The organism is Mesorhizobium sp. M0478 (genome assembly GCF_040321305.1).
Classification (GTDB): Bacteria; Pseudomonadota; Alphaproteobacteria; order Rhizobiales; family Rhizobiaceae; genus Mesorhizobium.
On sequence record NZ_JAMYRH010000008.1, the window covers coordinates 124,713 to 142,497 of the forward strand.

Genomic DNA, 17,785 nt, shown 5'->3' on the forward strand with positions numbered 1-17,785 from the left:
CGTCTCAACGTTGATGGTTGGCGAAAACGGTTGCGACCTCTGATCTCCCCCCTTGCGGGGGAGATGGCCGGCAGGCCAGAGGGGGGTGTGAAGGATCGCCGACGTCATCACGTTAAATTCAATCAGGCCACAGCCATCTGCTGCAAGCTCACCAGCCGCTGAATGCCCTTCTTTGCCAGGCCCATCAGCTCCGCGAACTGCCCTTCCGAGAACGGCTCGCCCTCGGCGGTGCCCTGGATCTCGACGATGCCGCCCTTGCCGGTCATGACGAAATTGGCGTCGGTGCCGGCAGATGAATCCTCGATGTAGTCGAGGTCGATGACCGGCTGGCCGTCATGGATGCCGCAGGAAATTGCCGCGACATGGTCCTTCAGCACCTTGGCAACACTGGCCATCTGCCGCGCTTCCATCCAGCGCAGGCAATCGTAGAGCGCCACCCAGCCGCCGGTGATCGAAGCCGTGCGGGTGCCGCCATCGGCCTGGATGACGTCGCAGTCGACGGTGATCTGCTGTTCGCCCAGCGCCTGCAGGTCGACGACGGCGCGCAAGGAGCGGCCGATCAGCCGCTGGATTTCCAGCGTGCGGCCGCCTTGCTTGCCGGCCGAGGCTTCACGGCGCATGCGCTCGCCGGTCGAACGCGGCAGCATGCCGTATTCCGCCGTCACCCAGCCCTTGCCGGAATTGCGCATCCAGCCCGGCACCTTTTCCTCCAGGCTCGCCGTGCACAACACATGCGTGTCGCCGAATTTCACCAGGCACGAGCCTTCGGCGTGTTTGGAGACGCCGCGCTCGAAGGAGATGGCGCGCATTTCGTCGGCTTGGCGTTTGGAAGGGCGCATCGAGGCCTCTTTCTGTTCTTTTATGGTTGCGTCGGCGGCTTGTAGACGCATGCAGCCCATGGCGCAAAGGAAAAGGCCCCCAGATAGACGCCGGGTTGCGCGGGGGCGATGGAAGTCTATATCCTTGAGCCGGAGGTTTTTGGCTCGAATGACCAAGGCAGTCACCGAACCCAGTTTGCTGGCGCCCGCGCTGCAGTCGCTCGACATGCGTTCGCGCGACATCTTTCGGCGCATTGTCGAGTCCTATCTGAAGGACGGTGAGCCTGTGGGATCGCGCAGCCTGTCGCGCATCCTGCCGTCGTCGCTGTCGCCGGCCACCATCCGCAACGTGATGAGCGACCTCGAGCATCTCGGCCTGATCTATGCCCCGCACATCTCGGCCGGGCGCCTGCCGACTCAGACCGGCCTGCGATTCTTCGTCGATGCCTTCATGGAGCTTGGCGATCTCTCCGACGAGGAACGCCGGGTCATCGAGGCGCAGGTGCGCGCCTCCGGCTCGGGCGCGACGCTGGAACACATGCTGACCGAGGCCAGCCAGATGCTGTCGGGCATGTCGCGCGGCGCCGGCCTGGTGCTCGCCACCAAGAACGAGGTGGCGCTGAAGCACATCGAGTTCATCCAGCTCGAGCCGACCAAGGCGCTGGCGGTGATGGTGTCGCAGAATGGCGATGTCGAGAACCGCGTCGTCGACCTGCCGGCCGGCATCACCGTGTCGCAGCTGCACGAGGCCTCCAACTTCCTCAACGCCAATATCAGGGGCCGCACGCTCGCCGAGGCGCGCATCGAGATCGCCCGTATCAAGGACGAGACCCGGGCAGCGCTGGACACGTTGTCGCAGGACCTGGTCGAGAAAGGCCTGGCGGTGTGGGCCGGCGCCGACAGCGGCCTGCCGGCGCGCCTTATCGTGCGCGGCCGCGCCAATTTGCTCGAAAACGTCACCGCCCAGGCCGATATCGAATTGCTGCGCCACCTGTTCGAGGATCTGGAGACGCAGGACGGGCTGATCCAGCTGCTCGACCTCGCCGAGGACGGCCCCGGCGTGCGGATCTTCATCGGCTCGGAAAACAAGCTGTTCTCGCTCTCCGGCTCGTCGCTGGTCGTGGCACCTTACCGCGACAAGGACGCCCGCGTCGTCGGCGCGCTCGGCGTCATCGGCCCGACCAGGCTGAATTATGCCCGCATCGTGCCGATGGTCGACTACACGGCCCAATTGATTACCCGGATGTTAAGATAATTCCGAAGCCGGGATCACCGTAAAGGAGGGCGCAGAATGGCGCTTGAATCGTTCAAGGCCCAGATCAGCATGCTGCTCGAAGAAATGGTCAACCAGCCGGAGGACGAGCACGAAATCCAGGAGCAGCTGCGCAAAAAACTGCGCGAAATGCGCGCCATGGGCTTGCCGCTGCCGGAAGATCTCGTCGCATTGGAAAAGCGTCTCGACGACGATCTGGACGTCGAAGAGGAAAGTTGAGCGGTTCTCTCGTCGAATCTGCGCGCGCACGCTTCTCTTTTGCGGCGGCCGCACAATATCTCCCTTGTCGTGACGCGCCGACCGGCGCGAGTTCGAGGAGAACAGCATGATCCGGATTGCCGGCTTCGCAGGCCTTGCCCTGCTTCTGGCCACCAGCGCCTTCGCCCAGCAGGCTGATCAACTGCTGCTGACCGGCAAGGACGCTTTCGGCGACTGGAAGGCCGACAAGCCAGGTGTGCGCCGGCTGATTAGGCCGGATGATCTGAAAAGACCCAACATCACCGGATCCGCCTCCAACAGCGCCGGCCTCGGCGATCGGCCCGAGGGCGCGAAGCCCGTCCTGCCGCCTGGGTTTTCGGCCGAACTGGTTGCTTCCGGCATTTCCAATCCGCGGGTCGTGCGCGTGGCGCCGAACGGCGACCTGTTCGTCGCCGACAGTGACGCCAACCAGATCCGCGTCTATCGGCTGGCCAAGGGTAGCGCGAAGCCGGCCGAAGAGGGCATTTTTGCCGACAATCTAAACCAGCCCTATGGCATCGCCTTCTACCCGCCTGGCGACAAGCCGCAATGGGTCTACGTCGCCAACAACGACAGCGTGGTCCGCTACGCCTATCGCGACGGCGACCTTAAAGCCTCCGGCGAACCGGAGACGATTGTCTCCGACATCCCTACCGGCGGCCACTGGACCCGCGATATCGCCTTCTCGCCGGACGGGAAGACGCTGTATCTCTCGGTCGGCTCCGGATCGAACGTCGCGGAGGGCATGCAGAAGGCACCGAAGGGCGGCCTTGACGCCTGGGCAAAATCACAGCCACTCGGCGCCACCTGGGGTTCCGAGGATGGCCGTGCCGACGTGCTGGCCTTCGGCCCCGACGGCAAGAATGGCCGCATCCTCGCTACCGGCCTGCGCAATTGCTCGGGCATGACCGTGCAGCCGGCCACCGGCGCGCTGTGGTGTGTCGTCAACGAGCGCGACGGTCTCGGCGACGATGTGCCGTTCGAATATGCCACCTCAGTCAAGGACGGCGCCTTCTATGGCTGGCCCTGGTATTATATCGGCGCCAACGAGGACCCGCGTCACGAGGGCGCGCGCCCAGACCTCGCCGGCTCGGTCGCCGTGCCCGACGTGCTGATGCAGGCGCATTCGGCGCCGCTCAACATCGCCTTCTATGACGGCGACAATTTTCCGGCCGAGTACAAGGGCGATGCTTTCGTCGCCCTGCACGGCTCCTGGAACCGTGGTATGAGGACCGGCTACAAGGTGGTGCGGCTGAGATTCAGCGACGGCAAGCCGACCGGCGAGTACCAGGATTTCATCACCGGCTTCGTCCTCTCCGACGACGCCGTCTGGGGCCGGCCGGTCGGCGTCGCGGTGGCCAAGGACGGCGCGCTTATCGTAACCGAGGATGGCAATGGCACCATCTGGCGCATCACCCATGTCGATGGCCCATCCTGAGCCGGCGAACAGCGCAATCCGGCCCTAATGCACGTCCCGATGGATCACCTTGGGATAGGTATGGATCACCTCGGCCGATGAGACGCGGTCATCGAAACCGGTATCCCTGAGATTGAAGAGGCCGACCGAGCCGAAGGACTTCTTCGCCCCTTGCGCGAAGCGGCCGTCGCTGAAATCGTGTTCGTAAAGCGTCACCGTGACGTGGCCGGCATTGAGCTTCGGCACGTAAACACTGCTGATGGTGTCGTTGGCGACGCCAAGCTGGTTGACGTTGAAGCGATAGAGGTCCTGCACCATGCGCCGGGCCGCATTGCCATTGATCATCCAGTATTCGCGGCGCGATGCGCGGTTCGGGTCGATGAGTTTGAGCGGCGCCTTGCGGCCAAGCCCGAGCCAGTGCTCGAACACCATCACATTGGCGCCCCACGGATAGGGATAGTTGGACTTGTCGATGATGCGTGGCGGGCCATCCTCGGCGATCTCGGCGGTATCGACATAGTCCAGCCATTGCAGCTGGAACGACGCTTCCACGTTGAGGTCGGTACTGCGCGGATCGGCAGCGATGATGCGCCAGTCGGAGACCGGCGGATATTTGGTGTCGAGGTCGATGTAGAATTCGCCTTTGGCGGTGTCGTCGGGGTCTATCTTTTGCGGTCCGTCACGCTCCATCGCCACCAGTCGCACCTTGAACCGGTTGTTGACTACCAGCGGATAGATCATCGGACGAATGGGGTGAGCGCCAGGGTCCCGGCTGTCGGTAAAATATCCAGTCTGCGGAACGACATCGCTATCGCCCTTGTCGAACAGGCTGAAAGCCTGACGCCCCTCGAACCACAGATACCATTCCAGCTCGTGGACATGACCGCGTGCTTCGGAATAGTTGTTGGGCATCCACTTCATGAGCTGGATGTGAAGTCTTTTGGCTAACATGGGTGCTCCTGCCGTTCGGAGCCATGCGAGATAGCCGACCGCCTTCGAGGCGTAAGTGAACCATCTCTCGCTTTCAGGCGATGATGACCGGCTTTCATGTCCTGCTTGGCGCAATCGAATCCGTTTTGCCGTTGCAGGCTTTTCATGGCATCAGAGTCGTTTCACGAGGTGCGACCGTCATGACCCTCACCGGCTTCCTTGCCTATAGTGCTGCGCTGGGCATCGCCGCCGCCATTCCCGGCCCCGGCGTCACCGCGCTTGTGGCGCGGGCGCTCGGATCCGGCTTCCGCTCATCGCTGGCGATGTCGTTCGGCCTGATGCTCGGCGACCTCATTTATCTCACCGCAGTGGTGCTCGGCCTTGCCTTTGTCGCGCAAAGCTTCGGCATGGTCTTTCTCGCCATCAAATGGCTGGGCGTCTCCTATCTCGCCTTCCTCGGCTGGCGTTTCTGGACGGCCGGGATCACGCCCGAGACTGTCGAGGCCAGGAAAGGCAAGGGCGGCCTGGTATCGAGCTTCCTTGCCGGCCTCACCGTCACGCTGGGCAACCCGAAAACGATGATCTTCTACCTCGCCATCACGCCGACCATCGTCGACCTGAAGACCATCACGCTCGCCGACTACGGCATCCTGGTCGCGCTCACCGTTATCGTGCTCTTTGTGGTGCTGGTGCCCTATCTTGCGCTGGCCGCCAAGGCGCGCTGGTTCCTGAAATCGCCACGCGCGCTGAAGGCGCTGAACCGCACCGCCGCCGGCTTCATGGTGGGCGCGGCCGCTGCCATTGCCGCACGTCAGTAGATCGGTTCAGGCCCATCCATTCCGCCGATCGGTCCATCCGGAAAATGCGGCTTGAGGAGACAAGCGTTTTCAGCAAGCGGCCCACTCGATATTTTCGGCCGGCAGCCTATCTTGCGCGGGCGAAAGCCCTATTCTGTCCGCCGACGCCAATTGCCTGATCTGATTTGGGAGCGAAACCAATGAACAAGCCTTCCGCGCGCGTGCCCGGCCGCGGCCGTGTCTACAACTCGATCACCGAGACGATCGGCGACACGCCGCTGGTGCGGCTCGACAAGTTCGCCAAGGAGAAGGGCGTCGTTGCCAACCTTCTTGCCAAGCTCGAATTCTTCAATCCGATCGCCTCGGTCAAGGACCGCATCGGCGTTTCCATGATCGAGGCGCTGGAAGCGTCGGGCCGGATCAAACCCGGCAAGACGACGCTGATCGAGCCGACCTCGGGGAATACCGGCATCGCGCTCGCCTTCGCCGCCGCCGCCAAGGGCTACAAGCTGATCCTGACCATGCCCGAAACCATGTCGGTGGAGCGCCGCAAGATGCTGGCGCTGCTGGGCGCCGAACTGGTGCTGACGGAAGGGCCGAAAGGCATGAAGGGCGCCATCGCCAAGGCCGACGAATTGGCCGCCACCCTGCCTGACGCCGTCATCCCGCAGCAGTTCGAAAACCCGGCCAACCCGGAGATCCACCGCCGCACCACCGCCGAGGAGATCTGGAACGACACCGATGGCGGGGTCGACATCTTCGTCGCCGGCATCGGTACCGGCGGCACGATCACCGGCGTCGGCCAGGTGCTGAAGCAACGCAAGCCCTCGGTGCATGTCGTCGCCGTCGAGCCGGAGGCCTCGCCGGTGCTGTCGGGCGGCCAGCCCGGCCCGCACAAGATCCAAGGCATCGGCGCCGGCTTTGCGCCCAAGATCCTCGACACCTCGATCTATGACGAGATCGTCAAGGTCTCCAACGAGGATTCGGTCGCCAACGCCCGCCTCGTCGCCCGCCTTGAAGGCGTGCCGGTCGGCATCTCGTCGGGCGCCGCCTTGCAGGCCGCCATCGTCGTCGGGTCGCGGCCGGAGAACAAGGGCAAGAACCTGGTGGTGATCATCCCGTCCTTCGCCGAGCGCTATCTGTCGACGATCCTGTTCGACGGGCTGGGCGCTTAACGTCTCAACGGGATAGGCGGCGATCCTTCGCACCCCCCTCTGCCCTGCCGGGCATCGGGGGGTGCTGTCCCTCCGACATCGGAAGTCTCGATTGGCTGGACCGCAGAAAACCCGGCCGTGGCGTCCGCCACCGGCTTGAGCGGGAGGCGGCTTCAGGGTCAAATCGCCCCGGCCTGCTTCGCGCGGGCAGGGGGAGAATCACATGTACAAGCTTTACACGCGCCCAGGCAGCGGCGGTTTCGTCGTCGAGGCCGCATTGGCGCTGGCAAACGCGCAATTCGACCAGATCGATGTGCCGAAGAAGGATCCGCCGGACCCGGCTTTCCTCGACATCAGCCCGTTGAACCAGGTTCCGGTGCTGACCTTGCCCAACGGTCAATCGATAACCGAATCGGCGGCGATCTGCATCCTGCTTGCCGAGCGCCATCCGGAGGCGGGTCTGGCGCCGGCCGCCGGATCGCCGGATCGCGCCGGTTTCCTGCGCTGGATGGCGTTCATGTCATCGGTGCTCTACCCCGCCATCCTGCGCCTCTATTATGCCCATCGCTACACCACCGATGCCGACGGCAAGAAAGCCGTCAAGCAGGCAGCCATTGCCGAGATGGACCGCGGCTTCGCCATTGTCGATGCAGCCCTCGAGGGGCGCGGCTGGCTGGTCGGCGACGCGATGTCGCTGGCCGACATCTACCTCGTCATGCTGGTGGCCTGGCACCCCGATATGGACAAGGCGCGAGCCGACTGGCCGAACATCGAACGCTTATGGTCGGCGCTGCGCGCGCATCCGCTGATGAAACGGCTCAACACCACGCATGAGATGTGGCCGGCCTGAACGGACGCTTCAATTTCGCAGGATCGCCCGTTTCGCCTGCAGGAAGCGGCGCACGGCGGGGTCGCGTTCAAGGCCGATCGCCCGGTCATAGGCTTCGACCGCTTGCGCCGCATTGCCGAGCCTGGCCAGCAGGCCGGCGCGGGCGGCCCAATAGGGCTGATAGTCGTTGAGCCGCTTGTCGTCGCCCAGCACGTAGAGCGCCGCCAGTCCTGCCGCCGCCCCTTCGGCCTCGGCAATCGCAACTGCGCGGTTGATCGAAATCACCGGCGAGCCTGATATCGCCGACAGCGCATCGTAGAAGTTACGGATCGCCGCCCAATCGGTTTGGCCGGTCCGTCGCCGCGTCGCATGCACCGATTGTACCGCCGCTTCGAGCTGATAGCGGCCGATGACGCCCATGGTGGCGGCGCGGCCCAGCAGCGCCTCGGCTTCGTCGATCAGCGCGTGATCCCAAAGACGGCAATCCTGGTCGGCGAGCGGCACATAATCTCCAGCCGCATCGCGCCGCGCCGGGCGCCGCGCCTCGGCAAACAGCATCAGCGCCAGCAGGCCGAGCGCTTCCGGTTCGTCCGGCATCAGTGACGCCACCAGACGCCCGAGCCAGATGCCTTCGGTCGCCAGATTGCGCGCTCTCGTCTCGGTCCCTGCCGGGTCGGTCCAGCCTTCGGCGAAAGCCGCGTAGATCGCTTCCAGCACCGTTTCCAGCCGCTCGCCGAGTTCGGCCCGATCCGGCACGCGGAACGGAATGCCGATCTCGCGGATGCGGCTCTTGGCACGCACCAGACGCTGGCCCATCGTCGCCGGCGAAACCAGGAAGGCCGAGGCGATCGTCGCCGCGTCGAAACCCAGAACCGTCTGCAGGATCAGCGGCGCCCGCACGCTGGCTTCGATCGCCGGATGCGCACAGGCAAACATCAGCCTGAGACGTTCGTCGGGCAGGTCTTCGTCTTCCATGCTCGCCTCCATCTCCTCGGCCATCAGCTTGAGATGGTCGCGGCTCGCCTCGCTGGTCAGCCGACGGCGCACCGCGTCGACGCGCCGCCGGCGCGCCACGGCCAGCAACCATGCTTCCGGCTTCTCGGGCACGCCGGTCTGTGGCCAGCGCTCAAGGGCCGCGGCAAAGGCCTCGGCCAGCGCGTCCTCGGTGCCGGCTACGTCGCGGGTGCGCGCAGCAAGGTAGGCGACCAGCTTGCCGTAACTCTGCCGGGCGGCCGCTTCGGCCGCCGCCCGCGCGATCTCCGGGCGATTGTCCATCACGGTGTCATTTCTTGGGCATGTAGTCGGCCATTTCCCAGATCGGCCGCAACTCGACCGTGCCGGCGCTCGCCGCCGGACAGCGCGCCGCCCAGTCGATGGCGGTATCGATATCGGCCGCCTCGATCATGTAGAAGCCGGCAAGCTGCTCCTTGGTGTCGGCATAGGGGCCGTCGATCACGTTGGTCTTGCCGTCTGTGATCCGCACCGAGGTGGTCGCCTGGGTCGGGCGCAACCGTTCGCCGGCGAGCCATGCGCCGGATTTCTTCAACGCTTCGGTATAGGCGGCATATGCTGCGCTCATCTGCTGAGCCTTCTCGATTGGCGTGTTCGCCTGCGCGGCTTCGTCGCTGTTGATCAAAAGCATGTATCGCATGGGTCTTCTCCCGTGGTTTCGAAGGCCGCGTCCTAGCGGGGCCAGACGTATGTCGCGCGGCGGCGGCCGATTTCGACAGGCTTCAGAAAAAAACTTCGCCTCCGCCAGGAGATTTCGCAAGGACCAGATGTTCCTCCGTCTGCTGGCGGATGACCGGCAGCGGACTGGCCGTGGCTCCGCCCAGCACTATCCTCTGTCGTTGGCGGGCACGTCACACGAGGCATGGGAGAAGAGAATGGAACTCGTGACCCACAAGAAATTCAAGAACGGCCGGTTGATGCCATGGGGCAAAGGCACGGTCGTCAGCGGTGCGAAAGGCACCGTCTATCTCTGCGGCAACACCGCGACATCGGCTGACTACGATCCGGCCGGCAAGAAGGGTGGCGGCTTCGCCGGCGATGCCGCGGCGCAGTGGCGGGAAGTTCTCGGCAACATCAAATCGGATCTGGAAGAACTTGGCAGCGGGCTCGACCATCTCATCAGGCTGACCTTTTTCGTCAAAGGGCCATTTCCCGACGGCGGCGTCCTCAGCTCGCCTAATTTTCGTCTCGACGTGCTGGACGCGTTTTTCGCCGAGCATTGTCCGAAGCATTGCAGCGACAACAATCCGCCGCCTTCGGAGGTAATCGGCGTCGCAGCGCTTGCCCAGGCAGACATCGTCATCGAGATCGTCGCCGTCGCGGCGCTGCCGGACTGAGGCGCGAACGAACAGGCCGGCCTTGCGCGACGTCGCCGTTGCGATCGAAGCGCGTCGGCACGAGCGGCGCCGCCGCGCCGGTGCGGGTTTTGCACCAGGCCTCGGCTTTGGCCAGTGAGCGCCCGGCGACGAGCAGGATCAGGCGTGGCTCGCTCTCCAGCAATTGCACGATGCGGCCGCCGAAAATGCCATAGCCGCCAACGACCAGAAGCCTCATGGCGCCGCTCTTTTTGCGTATGTCGTTTTCCCGGAACCGAGGTCACTTTTGGGTGACAGGCGATTAGCCGATCACGCGCGCACGTATCGCGGCGGACAGGATCTCGCAACTGTCCTTGCGGCCGAACATGGCGTAGCGGTTTTTGGCGATGCGTTCGTAGAGCCAGTCTCGCAAGGGGCGCGGGATGAACAGCAGCGCTTTCGCCGCCCGCCACGGCCAGCCGAGTTCGGCCATCACCGCGATGAAACTGTCCAGCCGCATGAAGGGAGCGCCGCCGACAAGGACCAGATTGGTCTCGTAGCTGTCGGTGCGCAGCCCGTATCTCTGGAACAGCGCCTCGCCGAAGGGCGACTGCGCCGTGGCGAAGCGGAAGCGGTTTTTGCGGTCGAGCCCGACCACCGTGCGTACGAAGCCCGAGCACAGCACGCAGACGCCGTCGAAAACGATCAATGGCTGGCTGGCATCGAAGGGTTCAGGAGAAGAAGTCACGGGACATCCGGCAACTTGTGTCTTCAGACACTAAGCCCGCCGGCAGCGGGATCAAAGCCGCGGCGTTGTCGCACGGCTTCTCGCGGCCAGCGCGGGGCGCTCGGCGCGATAGGTGGTTGCGCGGGGATCGGCCTCTGGTCTGCAGATCCGGCTGTCGTGACGCGTTTCGAATGTCATGATCAATGCGCGCCGAGCGAGCTGCCGCGACGGGCGCAGGCCGGACCCGGGCCGCGCATGTAGTAGCGCTCCGGTCGATAGGTCGGCGCGATGAACTCGCGGATGGCGGCGGCATAGCCGGCGATGTGGCCCCAGAATTTCATTTTACTCAAGTCCCTGTCCCGATTTTCGGATGTCCCGTCCGATTGCGGGGATCATAGTGTCGAGGCGTGAATAGTCGGTGAACACGATGTTAATCTTTGGTCGAAAACCCCATGCTTCGTGGCCGGAATGCGGCTGTTTGGGGGTCTTTCGGTGTGGTTCGTCGCCATTTCCGGCATTGTGACTTTTGCATCACATATGTTTCGTCTGGATGTCGCTTGAGCGCGGTTCTGTTTCAGATTTGGCGAGCCTCTCGAAATTTCCCTGCCCGCTGCCGAAATGCCGCTGGTTGCGCGCCCGGAACCGGAACGGGCCTTGCCCGTTCTCGCTTGAACCGCATCGCGCAGGAGTTCGCCATGGCACCTCGCCCCGCCTGGAAGGGCTATCTGAAACTGTCGCTGGTCACCTGCGCTGTCGAACTGACCAACGTCGTCACCCACGCCGAAAAAGTTTCGTTCCGGGTGCTCAACCGCAAGACCGGCAACACGGTCAAGCGCATCTATGTCGATTCTGAAACCGGCAAGCCGCTGGGCGATGGCGACGAGATCAGGGGCTATGAGGTGAGCCCCGGTGAGTTCGTCCATATCGAGGACGAAGAGATCGAAGCGGTGCAGATCGAGTCCTCGCACACGATGGCGCTGGATGGCTTCGTCGACAAAGCCTCGATAGAGCAGATCTATCTCGACACGCCCTATTATGTCACGCCCGCCGACAAGGTGTCGGAGGAGGCCTTTGCCGTCATCCGCGATGCCATGGCGGACAAGAAGATGGCCGGGCTGGCGCGCGTCGTGCTCTATAGCCGCGAGCGGCCCGTGGTGATCGAGCCGCGCGGCAAAGGCATGGTGCTGACCACCTTGCGGTACGGCAACACGGTGCGGGAGCCGGAGAGCATCTTCGGCGACATCAAGGCGGTGAAGACCGACCAGGAGATGACCGATATGGCCGAACGCATCATCGACAAGAAGAAGGGGAAGTTCGATCCGTCGACATTCGAGGACAAGTATGAGGAAGCGCTGCTCGAACTGATCCGCGCCAAGAAGGCCGGCAAGAAGGCGCCGAAAGCGCAGGCCGCGCCCAAGCCGTCCAATGTCGTCAATCTGTTCGACGCGCTGAAGAAGAGCCTGTCCGATGGCGGCCAGGCGGAAGTCTCGGCGAAGAAGGCCAAGCCGGCGGCAAAAAGCGGCAAGGCGAAAGCTTCTGCGCCCAAGCGCAAGTCGGCTTGAGGGTCGGCGCCGTGGCCAGCCTCGAACAATATCAGTCCAAGCGCGATTTCAAGAAGACGGCCGAGCCGGCGGGCAAGGTCGCGCGCGGCAAGCAGCCCGGCGGCATCTTCGTCGTCCAGAAGCACGACGCGACCAGGCTGCACTATGATTTCCGCCTCGAGCATGAGGGCGTGTTGTGGAGCTGGGCGGTGACGCGGGGCCCGAGCCTCGACCCACACGAAAAGCGGCTGGCCGTGCATGTCGAGGACCACCCGATCGACTATGCCGGCTTCGAGGGCACCATTCCCAAGGGCGAGTATGGCGGCGGCACCGTCATCGTCTGGGACGAAGGCACATGGACGCCCGAGATCGACCCGGCCAAGGCGATGAAGAAGGGCCATATCGACTTCGAACTCAACGGCCAGAAGCTGAATGGGCGGTGGCATCTGGTCAGATTAAGACCCCGCCCGGGCGAAAAGCGCGACAACTGGCTGCTGATCAAATCCGACGATGCCGCCGCCCGCCCCGGCGAGGATATCCTGAAGGACGCACCGAAATCGGTGAAGTCCGGCCTGACCATCGAAGAGGTCGCGGAAGGCAAGACCGCCGACGGCAAGAAGCCGAAGGTCTGGCACTCCAACAAGCCCGCGGCATCCAGCAAGGCGAAAGCCGGCAAGCGCCTCGACTTCGTCGAGCCGCAGCTGGCGACGCTGGAGCGCGAGGCGCCGCCCGGCGAGGACTGGCTGCATGAGGTGAAGTTCGACGGGTACCGCATGCAGGCGCAGATCGCCGGCACGGAGGTGCGGCTGCTGACCCGCACCGGCCTCGACTGGACGGGGAAATTCGGCCCCGAGATCGTCGCGGAACTCGCCCAGCTGAAATGCAGCGACGCCATCATCGATGGCGAGATCGTCGTGCTCGCCGACAGCGGCGTTTCGTCCTTCTCGCTGCTGCAGCAGGATCTCTCCGCCAATCGAACCGACCGCTTCACCTACTATGTGTTCGACCTGATGCGGCTTGACGGCAAGGATTTGCGCCGCGAGCCGCTGGTCGAGCGCAAGCAGGCGCTGCAGGAGCTGCTCGGCGAGACAGCCGAAAATGCCGCTGTTCGCTTCAGCGACCATTTCGCGGAACCGGGCAAGATCATGCTGCAGCACGCCTGCCGCATGGGCCTCGAAGGCATCGTCTCCAAGCGCGCCGATGCTCCCTACCGGAGCGGCCGTGGCCCAAGCTGGGTGAAGTCGAAATGCACGGCCCGCCAGGAATTCGTCATCGGCGGGTATCTGCCCTCGGACAAGACCGGCCGCGGCCTGCGTTCGCTGCTGGTCGGCTACCACGAGGGCGGCAAGCTCCACTATGCCGGCCGCGTCGGCACGGGCTTCACAGCCAGGAGCGCCACCGATTTGAAGAAAAAACTCGATGCTCTGAAGGCAGACGCCTCGCCCTTTGCCGCCGCGGTTCCGAAGGGCAAGGGCCTGGTCTGGGTCAGGCCCGAACTTGTCGGCGAAGTGGAGTTCCGCAGCTGGACGTCGGACCGTATAATACGCCACGCGTCGTTCCAGGGACTGCGCGAGGACAAGCCGGCGGAGGAAGTCGTGCAGGAAAAGCCATCGAAGGCGGCGAACAAGGCAAAGCCGGCGGCAAGCAGCGCCGGCAAGGCCGCCGGGGCTAAGGCGCCCCCGACGATCACGACCAGCGTAAAACTATCCCATCCCGACAAGCTGCTGTGGCCCGAGGAAAAAATATCCAAACAGGCTTTGCTCGAACACTACGCGCTGGTCTGGCCGCGCATGGAGCAGTTCATCGTCAACCGGCCGCTCAGCCTGGTCAGGGCGCCGGATGGCATCGGCGGCCCGCGCTTCTTCCAGAAACATGCCTCGGCCGGCATGAGCGACAAGATCGCCCGGATGAAGGACCCGACCGATGGCGAGGAAATCCTGTTCATCCGCGATTTCGACGGCCTTGCCGCTCTGGTCCAGTATGGCGTGGTCGAGGTCCACATCTGGGGCTGCAAGATCGACGCGCTGGAAAAGCCGGATCAGATCATCTTCGATCTCGATCCCGATGAAGGCGTCGACGTCAAGGCGGTGCGCGAGGCCGCACTCGACATCAGAGGCAAGCTTGACGATCTGTCGCTGCCGAATTTCGTCAAGCCGTCAGGCGGCAAGGGCTATCACGTGCTGGTGCCGCTGAAGCCGTCGGCGGACTGGGAGGCGGTCAAAACCTTCTCGCATGATTTCGCCAAGGCGCTGGAGCAGGCCGCGCCCGACCGCTACACGGCGACGCTGTCGAAAAAGGCGCGCACCGGGAAAATCTTCGTCGACTATCTGCGCAACGGCAGGGGCTCGACCACCGTCGCGCCCTACTCCTCGCGGGCCAAGAAGGGCGCGACGGTGTCGGTGCCGGTAACGTGGGCGGAGGTTGAAAAAGGGTTGGCGCCGAATTCCTTCCCGATCGGGGGCAAGACGACGCTGAAGGAACTAGCGGAGGCCGATCCGTGGGTGGACTTTTTCAAGCAGGGGAAGGTGCTGAAGCGGGGGTGAGCCATCGGCACATTCGCAAACGTAGCGATCCTTCCCACCCCCCTCAGTCCTGCCGGACATCTCCCCCGCAAGGGGGGAGATTGGGCAGCTTCGAGGTTTCGTTCATTGTTGCAACGTTGGAGATTGGCGAAAGCTGTTGAGCGCCTAATCTCCCCCCTTGAGGGGGAGATGGCCGGCAGGCCAGAGGGGGGTGCTGTCCCACCAGCGTCGCCCAACTAGCGCCGCCGAACCTCTACGCTAAAAACACCCGCTCGAACGCCTGCTTCCCCGGCGGTGAAAACATCACCGCGCGGCTGTCCTTCTCCCGTCTTGCCCATTTCTCCGCCAGGATCTTGTCCAGAATAGCCGCGCCCAGCGTTCCCGCAAGATGCGAGCGGCGCACGCTCCAGTCGAGGCAGGCGCGGCAGACCGGCCGGCGCGCCTTGGCGCCGACATCGACGCCGATGGCGGAAAAATGCGATGCGGCCGACGGCCCCAGCCGGATCTCCCCCGGCCTGGTCTCCCCGAGCCTGATCTCATTGTCGTCGCGCAACAGGATGCCGCGCGCGACGAGGCGGTCGAGCATCGCCACCGCATGTTCGCCGGCGAGGTGGTCGTAGCAGACGCGGGCGACGCGCATGGCGCCGTCGCGCGGGCCGGGCCGCACGCGCTTGGGGCCGACCGCTTCGGCCACCCCGGTGATGGCCTCGATCATGCCGGCAACCTGCGGCCCGGCGAGGCCGTAATAGCGATGCCGTCCCTGGCTGGCCAAAGTTAAAAGCCCGCCCTCCATCAGTTTCGACAGATGCGAGGACGCCGTCGGCAGCGAGACGCCGGCCTCCAGCGCCAGTTCGCTGGCCGTCAAAGCCGTGCCGCCCATCAGCGCATTCAGCATGTTTGCCCGCGCCGGATCGCCGACCAGGCTGGCGATGCGGGCAATGTCGGGTCCTTCACGCATGGTTAGGTCTCCATCGAAGCATTCTCGTCAGGTAAGCATTATTGTCGGGCGGGATCAAGGAGAACGCCGATGCCAACCGCTTCCGCCCCACTCGCCAGCCGCCGGCCTTTTCCATTCGTCACCTGGCTGCAACGGCGGCTACTCGCCCGCTGGTACGACCGCCACCTGCAGCGGCCCGGCCTCGCGGAGATCGACGACCATCTGCTGCGCGATCTCGGCCTGACCCGTGAGGATGTGCGCCGCGAATGCGCAAAATCCTTCTGGCAGGCCTGACCGCCAGCGCTTTTGCTTAGCAGACCCTGCGGCACAACGTTTCAACGCCGCTCGAACTATCGATGCGAAACCCAAGGAGATCACGATGACCATCACCTGCTTCATCCGCTATGAGATCGACCCGTTCGGCAAGCCGGCCTTCGAGCAATATGCCAAGGCCTGGGGCCAGGCGATCCCGCGCTGCGGCGCCGATCTGATCGGCTACTACGCCCCGCATGAGGGCTCGGCCACCACCGCCTACGCCGCCTACAGCATCGACAGCCTCGCCGCCTACGAAGCATATCGCGCCCGTCTCGCCGCGGATCCGGCGGGCAAGGCCAATTACGAATTCGCCCGCCGCGAAAAGTTCATCTTGAAAGAGGACCGCATCTTCCTGAAGCTGGTGTCGGGGCCGCATGGACCGCGGCAGCTGTTCCAGACCGCGGTCAAGGAGGAGATATGATCGCTGTCATCTTCGAGGTGCAACCGGCTGAGGGAAAGCGCGATGCCTATCTCGGCATCGCTGCCGAACTGCGGCCGCTGCTCGACGGCATAGACGGTTTCATCTCGATCGAGCGCTTCCAGAGCCTGGGCGATCCCAACCGGGTCCTGTCACTGTCCTTCTGGCGCGACGAGGAAGCGGTGAAAGCCTGGCGCAACACGGAAGAGCACCGGCAGGCGCAGCATGCGGGCCGCGGCGGAATATTTGCCGGCTACCGGCTGCGCATTGCGCATGTGGTGCGGGATTACGGGCTGACGGAGAGGGACGAGGCGCCAGAGGATAGCAGGGCGGTGAATGGGTGACTAGGTATCGGCGTCGCGCCAGGCCCCCTCATCCGGCCGCTTCGCGGCCACCTTCTCCCCGCTGGGGAGAAGAGACTGGCGCAGGCTTCGAAAATCTCCTCTCCCCTCGGGGAGAGGTCAGCCGAGCGAAGCGGAGGCTGGGTGAGGGGGCGCTTGGCGCTCACGCATTCCCGATCAGCACCCCGGCCGCAAACACCAGCGCCCCACCCAGCACCACCTGAAACGCCGCGCGCAGGAACGGGGTCTGCATGTAGCGGTTCTGCACGAAGGCGATCGCCCACAATTCGAAGAACACCACGACGGCCGCCACCGCCGTCGCCGTCCAGAAATGCGGGATGATGTAAGGCAGCGCGTGGCCCAGCCCACCCAGCGTCGTCATGATGCCGACAGTCAGGCCGCGCTTGATCGGCGAGCCACGCCCTGACAATTTGCCATCGTCGGAAGCGACTTCGGTAAAGCCCATCGAGATGCCGGCGCCGATCGAGGCGGCGAGGCCGACCAGCAGCGTCTGCCAGGTGTCGTGCGTGGCAAACGCGGCGGCAAAGATCGGCGCCAGTGTCGACACCGAGCCATCCATCAGCCCGGCCAGTCCCGGCTGCACATAGGTCAGGATGAACTGGCGCTGCTCGGCGCTGGCTTCCTCGTCCTTGACCTCGCCCGGCACAAGTTTCTGCTCCAGCCGGTGCGCCGAATTCTCATGGCTTTGCTCGGCCGCGGCCAGGTCGCCGAGCAGTTTCCGCGTCGAGGCATCGCTGGTGCGCTTGGCCGCCTCGACATAGAAGCGATAGGCCTGCTGCTCCATCGCTTCGGCTTGACGCCGCACATGCTCGATGCCGAGCGGCCGCACCAGCCAGTCGGGCTTGCGCTCGTAATAGCCTTTCACGTGCTCGCGGCGCAGCAGCGGAATGCGCTCGCCGAAACGCTTGCGGTAGAGCTCGATCAGGGAATCGCGATGGCCGTCCTCCTCCGCCGCCATCGCCTCGAACACTTTCGCCGATTGCGGAAAACTGTCCGCCAGCCCGTCTGCATAGGCGCGGTAGATGCGCCCGTCATCCTCTTCGGACGAAATTGCCAGGGCCAGGATCTCCTGTTCCGACAGCGTTTCGAAAGGACGGCGGCCGAAACCGAAGACACGGGAAAGCATGAGAAATTCACCCCAGTTTAGAACAATTCTAAACTAGGCGCTGCAGTCTCCGCGGTCAATCACCAGTCAAGAAATG

At 64.2% G+C, this 17,785-nt stretch carries 21 protein-coding genes; 12 read left to right on the forward strand and 9 right to left on the reverse strand.

Annotation, left to right across the window (positions count from 1 at the left end):
• Positions 1 to 122: 122 nt before the first annotated feature.
• Complete coding sequence (gene rph, locus NKI64_RS19900) at positions 123 to 839, reverse strand: ribonuclease PH (RefSeq protein WP_023672052.1); 717 nt, start codon at positions 837 to 839, stop codon at positions 123 to 125.
• 148 nt (positions 840 to 987) lie between these two features.
• Between rph and hrcA the strand changes: the two genes are divergently transcribed.
• From hrcA to NKI64_RS19915, 3 genes are all read left to right on the forward strand, one after another.
• Positions 988 to 2,073 carry a heat-inducible transcriptional repressor HrcA gene (hrcA, locus tag NKI64_RS19905; protein ID WP_023805846.1) on the forward strand — a complete coding sequence of 362 codons (1,086 nt, stop codon included), beginning with the start codon at positions 988 to 990 and terminating at the stop codon, positions 2,071 to 2,073.
• A 36-nt stretch (positions 2,074 to 2,109) separates the two neighbouring features.
• A complete protein-coding gene (locus tag NKI64_RS19910; RefSeq protein WP_352669551.1) occupies positions 2,110 to 2,310 on the forward strand; it encodes a hypothetical protein in 201 nt (66 codons plus the stop codon).
• A gap of 106 nt (positions 2,311 to 2,416) precedes the next feature.
• Positions 2,417 to 3,766, forward strand: a complete 1,350-nt coding sequence (locus NKI64_RS19915) for a PQQ-dependent sugar dehydrogenase (RefSeq protein ID WP_023827547.1) — start codon at positions 2,417 to 2,419, stop codon at positions 3,764 to 3,766.
• A gap of 24 nt (positions 3,767 to 3,790) precedes the next feature.
• Here the strand turns inward: NKI64_RS19915 and NKI64_RS19920 are convergent, their stop codons facing one another.
• A complete protein-coding gene (locus tag NKI64_RS19920) occupies positions 3,791 to 4,696 on the reverse strand; it encodes a hypothetical protein (RefSeq protein ID WP_352669554.1) in 906 nt (301 codons plus the stop codon).
• A gap of 179 nt (positions 4,697 to 4,875) precedes the next feature.
• On the opposite strand from NKI64_RS19920, the gene NKI64_RS19925 reads away from it, so the two are divergent.
• From NKI64_RS19925 to NKI64_RS19935, 3 genes are all read left to right on the forward strand, one after another.
• Entirely contained in the window at positions 4,876 to 5,493 is a 618-nt protein-coding gene (locus NKI64_RS19925; RefSeq protein WP_023672046.1) for a LysE family translocator, read from the forward strand.
• A 179-nt stretch (positions 5,494 to 5,672) separates the two neighbouring features.
• On the forward strand, positions 5,673 to 6,647 hold the full coding sequence (gene cysK, locus NKI64_RS19930) for a cysteine synthase A (protein ID WP_023692952.1): 975 nt from the start codon (positions 5,673 to 5,675) through the stop codon (positions 6,645 to 6,647).
• Positions 6,648 to 6,849: 202 nt separating this feature from the next.
• The gene (locus NKI64_RS19935) at positions 6,850 to 7,476 is read left to right on the forward strand and encodes a glutathione S-transferase family protein (protein WP_023706962.1); all 627 of its coding nucleotides are present in this window, start codon (positions 6,850 to 6,852) and stop codon (positions 7,474 to 7,476) included.
• Between the two features lie 9 nt (positions 7,477 to 7,485).
• On the opposite strand, the gene NKI64_RS19940 is transcribed toward NKI64_RS19935, so the two are convergent.
• Positions 7,486 to 8,730, reverse strand: a complete 1,245-nt coding sequence (locus NKI64_RS19940) for an RNA polymerase sigma factor (RefSeq protein ID WP_352669558.1) — start codon at positions 8,728 to 8,730, stop codon at positions 7,486 to 7,488.
• A gap of 7 nt (positions 8,731 to 8,737) precedes the next feature.
• Positions 8,738 to 9,106, reverse strand: coding sequence for a YciI family protein (locus NKI64_RS19945; protein ID WP_023681239.1), 369 nt, complete (start codon positions 9,104 to 9,106; stop codon positions 8,738 to 8,740).
• Between the two features lie 235 nt (positions 9,107 to 9,341).
• Between NKI64_RS19945 and NKI64_RS19950 the strand changes: the two genes are divergently transcribed.
• Complete coding sequence (locus NKI64_RS19950; protein ID WP_023687546.1) at positions 9,342 to 9,803, forward strand: RidA family protein; 462 nt, start codon at positions 9,342 to 9,344, stop codon at positions 9,801 to 9,803.
• Here NKI64_RS19950 and NKI64_RS19955 read toward each other — a convergent pair.
• The 3 genes from NKI64_RS19955 to NKI64_RS19965 all read right to left on the reverse strand — a co-directional run bounded on the left by NKI64_RS19955 (position 9,766) and on the right by NKI64_RS19965 (position 10,838).
• Complete coding sequence (locus NKI64_RS19955) at positions 9,766 to 10,020, reverse strand: hypothetical protein (protein WP_352669560.1); 255 nt, start codon at positions 10,018 to 10,020, stop codon at positions 9,766 to 9,768. The genes NKI64_RS19950 and NKI64_RS19955 overlap by 38 nt on opposite strands.
• 63 nt (positions 10,021 to 10,083) lie before the next feature.
• Positions 10,084 to 10,509 carry a thiol-disulfide oxidoreductase DCC family protein gene (locus tag NKI64_RS19960; protein WP_352669563.1) on the reverse strand — a complete coding sequence of 142 codons (426 nt, stop codon included), beginning with the start codon at positions 10,507 to 10,509 and terminating at the stop codon, positions 10,084 to 10,086.
• A gap of 179 nt (positions 10,510 to 10,688) precedes the next feature.
• The gene (locus NKI64_RS19965) at positions 10,689 to 10,838 is read right to left on the reverse strand and encodes a hypothetical protein (RefSeq protein ID WP_196813601.1); all 150 of its coding nucleotides are present in this window, start codon (positions 10,836 to 10,838) and stop codon (positions 10,689 to 10,691) included.
• Positions 10,839 to 11,183: 345 nt separating this feature from the next.
• Here NKI64_RS19965 and ku point away from each other — a divergent pair, with 345 nt between their 5' ends.
• Both ku and ligD read left to right on the forward strand, forming a co-directional pair.
• Positions 11,184 to 12,050: a non-homologous end joining protein Ku gene (ku, locus tag NKI64_RS19970; protein ID WP_352669566.1), complete on the forward strand. Its 867-nt coding sequence runs from the start codon at positions 11,184 to 11,186 to the stop codon at positions 12,048 to 12,050.
• 11 nt (positions 12,051 to 12,061) lie between these two features.
• Positions 12,062 to 14,572, forward strand: coding sequence for a DNA ligase D (gene ligD, locus NKI64_RS19975; RefSeq protein WP_352669570.1), 2,511 nt, complete (start codon positions 12,062 to 12,064; stop codon positions 14,570 to 14,572).
• Between the two features lie 232 nt (positions 14,573 to 14,804).
• Here the strand turns inward: ligD and NKI64_RS19980 are convergent, their stop codons facing one another.
• Positions 14,805 to 15,509 carry an ArsR/SmtB family transcription factor gene (locus NKI64_RS19980; protein WP_352658342.1) on the reverse strand — a complete coding sequence of 235 codons (705 nt, stop codon included), beginning with the start codon at positions 15,507 to 15,509 and terminating at the stop codon, positions 14,805 to 14,807.
• A gap of 69 nt (positions 15,510 to 15,578) precedes the next feature.
• Between NKI64_RS19980 and NKI64_RS19985 the strand changes: the two genes are divergently transcribed.
• The 3 genes from NKI64_RS19985 to NKI64_RS19995 all read left to right on the forward strand — a co-directional run bounded on the left by NKI64_RS19985 (position 15,579) and on the right by NKI64_RS19995 (position 16,565).
• Positions 15,579 to 15,782 carry a DUF1127 domain-containing protein gene (locus tag NKI64_RS19985; RefSeq protein WP_352669573.1) on the forward strand — a complete coding sequence of 68 codons (204 nt, stop codon included), beginning with the start codon at positions 15,579 to 15,581 and terminating at the stop codon, positions 15,780 to 15,782.
• Positions 15,783 to 15,867: 85 nt separating this feature from the next.
• Positions 15,868 to 16,224, forward strand: a complete 357-nt coding sequence (locus NKI64_RS19990; protein WP_023692959.1) for an NIPSNAP family protein — start codon at positions 15,868 to 15,870, stop codon at positions 16,222 to 16,224.
• Positions 16,221 to 16,565 (forward strand): antibiotic biosynthesis monooxygenase family protein, encoded by a 345-nt coding sequence (locus NKI64_RS19995; protein ID WP_023692960.1) that lies wholly within the window; start codon positions 16,221 to 16,223, stop codon positions 16,563 to 16,565. The genes NKI64_RS19990 and NKI64_RS19995 overlap by 4 nt, the downstream gene beginning before the upstream one ends.
• Before the next feature lie 160 nt (positions 16,566 to 16,725).
• Here NKI64_RS19995 and mbfA read toward each other — a convergent pair whose 3' ends face one another.
• Entirely contained in the window at positions 16,726 to 17,709 is a 984-nt protein-coding gene (gene mbfA / locus NKI64_RS20000) for an iron exporter MbfA (RefSeq protein WP_023744860.1), read from the reverse strand.
• Positions 17,710 to 17,785: the final 76 nt, after the last annotated feature.

Coding starts and splice junctions, on each gene's coding strand:
- rph (WP_023672052.1), bottom strand. CDS start 839: ATGCGCCCTTCCAAACGCCAAGCCGACGAAATGCGCGCCATCTCCTTC.
- hrcA (WP_023805846.1), top strand. CDS start 988: ATGACCAAGGCAGTCACCGAACCCAGTTTGCTGGCGCCCGCGCTGCAG.
- NKI64_RS19910 (WP_352669551.1), top strand. CDS start 2,110: ATGGCGCTTGAATCGTTCAAGGCCCAGATCAGCATGCTGCTCGAAGAA.
- NKI64_RS19915 (WP_023827547.1), top strand. CDS start 2,417: ATGATCCGGATTGCCGGCTTCGCAGGCCTTGCCCTGCTTCTGGCCACC.
- NKI64_RS19920 (WP_352669554.1), bottom strand. CDS start 4,696: ATGTTAGCCAAAAGACTTCACATCCAGCTCATGAAGTGGATGCCCAAC.
- NKI64_RS19925 (WP_023672046.1), top strand. CDS start 4,876: ATGACCCTCACCGGCTTCCTTGCCTATAGTGCTGCGCTGGGCATCGCC.
- cysK (WP_023692952.1), top strand. CDS start 5,673: ATGAACAAGCCTTCCGCGCGCGTGCCCGGCCGCGGCCGTGTCTACAAC.
- NKI64_RS19935 (WP_023706962.1), top strand. CDS start 6,850: ATGTACAAGCTTTACACGCGCCCAGGCAGCGGCGGTTTCGTCGTCGAG.
- NKI64_RS19940 (WP_352669558.1), bottom strand. CDS start 8,730: ATGGACAATCGCCCGGAGATCGCGCGGGCGGCGGCCGAAGCGGCCGCC.
- NKI64_RS19945 (WP_023681239.1), bottom strand. CDS start 9,106: ATGCGATACATGCTTTTGATCAACAGCGACGAAGCCGCGCAGGCGAAC.
- NKI64_RS19950 (WP_023687546.1), top strand. CDS start 9,342: ATGGAACTCGTGACCCACAAGAAATTCAAGAACGGCCGGTTGATGCCA.
- NKI64_RS19955 (WP_352669560.1), bottom strand. CDS start 10,020: ATGAGGCTTCTGGTCGTTGGCGGCTATGGCATTTTCGGCGGCCGCATC.
- ku (WP_352669566.1), top strand. CDS start 11,184: ATGGCACCTCGCCCCGCCTGGAAGGGCTATCTGAAACTGTCGCTGGTC.
- NKI64_RS19980 (WP_352658342.1), bottom strand. CDS start 15,509: ATGCGTGAAGGACCCGACATTGCCCGCATCGCCAGCCTGGTCGGCGAT.
- NKI64_RS19985 (WP_352669573.1), top strand. CDS start 15,579: ATGCCAACCGCTTCCGCCCCACTCGCCAGCCGCCGGCCTTTTCCATTC.
- NKI64_RS19990 (WP_023692959.1), top strand. CDS start 15,868: ATGACCATCACCTGCTTCATCCGCTATGAGATCGACCCGTTCGGCAAG.
- NKI64_RS19995 (WP_023692960.1), top strand. CDS start 16,221: ATGATCGCTGTCATCTTCGAGGTGCAACCGGCTGAGGGAAAGCGCGAT.
- mbfA (WP_023744860.1), bottom strand. CDS start 17,709: ATGCTTTCCCGTGTCTTCGGTTTCGGCCGCCGTCCTTTCGAAACGCTG.